Annotated in this window: 3 protein-coding genes and 1 pseudogene; all 4 read right to left on the reverse strand. The window is 60.2% G+C overall.

All coding sequences use genetic code 11. The features are described from left to right. Positions 1–225: 225 nt before the first annotated feature. Complete coding sequence (locus VZ95_RS08320; RefSeq protein ID WP_045775438.1) at positions 226–783, reverse strand: GNAT family N-acetyltransferase; 558 nt, start codon at positions 781–783, stop codon at positions 226–228. Between the two features lie 2 nt (positions 784–785). Then, positions 786–1,544 carry an imidazole glycerol phosphate synthase subunit HisF gene (gene hisF, locus VZ95_RS08325; protein ID WP_045775439.1) on the reverse strand — a complete coding sequence of 253 codons (759 nt, stop codon included), beginning with the start codon at positions 1,542–1,544 and terminating at the stop codon, positions 786–788. A gap of 6 nt (positions 1,545–1,550) precedes the next feature. Next, positions 1,551–2,177 carry an imidazole glycerol phosphate synthase subunit HisH gene (gene hisH, locus VZ95_RS08330; RefSeq protein ID WP_045775440.1) on the reverse strand — a complete coding sequence of 209 codons (627 nt, stop codon included), beginning with the start codon at positions 2,175–2,177 and terminating at the stop codon, positions 1,551–1,553. Positions 2,178–2,214: 37 nt separating this feature from the next. Beyond that, positions 2,215–2,739 (reverse strand): annotated as a pseudogene (locus tag VZ95_RS25340) (hypothetical protein); the annotation flags it as partial.

The raw sequence follows: 2,739 nt of genomic DNA on the forward strand, positions 1-2,739 counted from the left end.
AGCCATGGTTGCTAACCTCCATCAGCGTTGCCCCTTGCTCTGCACGTTGCGTGCCAATCTGAACAACGCCTCTGATGCCTATGATAAATAACAGATAATCATAGGATGTGCGAGGGGAAACTATCGGGCATAGCGCTAAAACCCGGTGGAGGAGGCCCGTTTCCATCGTGCTTGCCCGTCAATCGGGAACTTCTTGCCCAGTCAAATCGGTCTAAGAGACTGAAATTAAGCCGAGACCGTCGGTTCGGGGGCTGGGTTCAAGCAACCGAGAATGATGTGATCGGCCCAGCGATCACCCAAGCGCCAGTAGCGGGGAAGCTGCGCTTCAATGGCCCATCCGGCTTTCACGAACGCGCGGGCCGATCCTTCATTGCCGCCATAGCACCCGGCGTAAAGACGGTTGAGATGCAGTTGCTCGAACGCGTAGCGGGTGAGGGCCGCAATCGCCTCGGTCGCAAGCCCCCGGCCCCAAACCGACTTATCGCCGATGAGAAGGCCGATATCGCCGCGCGCATGCTCCCGGTTAACCGGGCCGAGTTTGATATTGCCGACGTGGCGATTATCGTCCTTCAGGAACATTCCGAGCAGCAGCGCATCGGGGTTTTGGTTCATGCTGCGGATGAAACCTGCGAGGCTTTCGGGCGTATGCTGACTGAAGCGGGCCTCTAGGAAGCGCAAGATTTCTGCATCCTGCATCCACGCCAGATAGGGGCCGGTCGCGGCGTTTTCCTCCAGCGGGCGCAGCCAGAGTTGGGGAGTTTCAAGCGCGCCAGTGAAAATCATGCCTATCTCCGCAAAACATGGCCGCAGCCAAGCAGGTATTGTCGCAGTTTAACGATATTATTGTCGGAGAAGACCAGCATGGTGCCGAGCCCAAGCGCATCGACGCCCGCCGCCATCGCGGCATCGAGATGATCCAAGGTTCCAGCCCCGCCCTCTAGAATGATCGGCACTGAAACGGCGTCGGCGATCATCCGGTAAAGATCGAGATCGAAGCCAAGGCGCGTGCCTTCCCGATGGACGGCCATCAGGCGAATTTCGCCCGCGCCCCGCTCCACGGCTTCTTTTGCCCAGGCAACCGGCGTGCGATTTCCAACGATACCGCCGGTGCGGTAATCATAGATATAATAGGTGCCGGATTCATCCTGGAGAACATCAAGCCCCAGTACGACCGCCTGCGCGCCGAAACGCCGGGCAACCGCATCCAGCAGATCGGGATTATCCAGCGCCGGTGCGGTGAAGGCCAACTTGTCGGCCCCGGTTTGCATGGCCTTCTGGGCCAGATCGAAGCTGGTCAACCCACCACCGAGGGTGAGCGGCATGGTGCATTCTTCGGCAACTTTAGCAAAAGCGCTGAAATCCGGTGCCCGGCCCGCGCGGCTGGCGTCGATATCGACCAGCAGAACCTCATCGGCGTCCTGGGCGGCATGGGCGCGGGTAATGCTGGGGGGATTGCCCGCGTCGCGGTGCTCGCCATACCGCACGCCTTTGACAAGACGGCCCTGGCGCAGCAACAGGGTAGGGATCAGACGGCGGGTCAGCATAAACGGTCAGACCTTCCAGCGCATAAAATTCGCAATGAGCTTTTCGCCCTCCACCTGGCTTTTCTCCGGGTGGAATTGCGTTCCGAAGACGGTTTCGGTGCGAATAGCGGCGGGTACGGGGCCATCGTAATCGGCCTCCCCGGCCAGCACGGACGGGTCGAGCCCGCTCATTTCATAAGAATGGGCGAAATAATAGAAAGTGTCGCGATCCAGAATGCCGGGCGGCGGCGCGGCCCCGCCTTCCGGCTTATGCACCTTGTTCCAGCCCATATGCGGCACCCGGCGGCCCGGCTTTTCTTCGAGCCGCGTGACCTTACCCTTCACCCAACCAAGCCCCTGATGAACGCCATATTCATGCAGTTCTTCCGCCAAAAGCTGCATGCCGACGCAGATGCAGAGCATGGGGGTTCCGCCCTTACGCACCGCCTCGTTCAGCGCCTCCACATAGCCACCCGCGCGCAAGCGGTCCATCGCCGTGCCCGCCGCCCCGACGCCGGGAAGCAGAATGCGATCGGCGGTGAGCAAATCCTCCGGTCCCCGGCTGAGATCTGCGTCCCAGCCTGCGCGCCACACGGCTTGCTTGACCGACGCGATATTGCCTGCGCCGTAATCGACGATAATGAGATCGCTCATCTAAACTGCCTCCGCGTAAGGGCGGTGGAAGAGGCGGCTATTGTGCCTCTTCGGGCCGTTTGCCCATCTCGACCATCTTCTTCCATTCCGCATAATCCCACGGCACGTCTTTATTGCAGTTGCTCTGGCAGCTCTCGCAACTGGGCATGACGCGGGGGGCGACCACATGCGGCTCCACGAGATCCATAAAATGCTGCTCGTCGATGCCAAGAATATCGAGGAAGATATCCAACGCCGCCGGGCGCTTGCCGTCATACTCCGCCACCAGCTTTTCCGCCGTGGCCCGGTCCATGCGGTGATTGCGGATATCGATGGAGGTGACGTGGGTGGTGCGACCAAAGCCGCGCTTCAGCCACTTCAAATAGTCGCGCACGCCCTGCACGAAGCATTCGATCTTCTCGTAATCGTACTCCGGCGGCACGCCTTCGACCTGATCGCCCTTCCAATCCAACTCGCGCTTAATAATATCGACCTGCTTGCGCACGTCCCACGGAATGAAATGCCCGAGGAAGACGGAGCGAACGCCGAGTTTGCGCAAATCGCGCGCGGGCGGAAAGGTGAA

The sequence above is a fragment of the Elstera litoralis genome (genome assembly GCF_000963705.1).
Lineage (GTDB): Bacteria > Pseudomonadota > Alphaproteobacteria > Elsterales > Elsteraceae > Elstera > Elstera litoralis.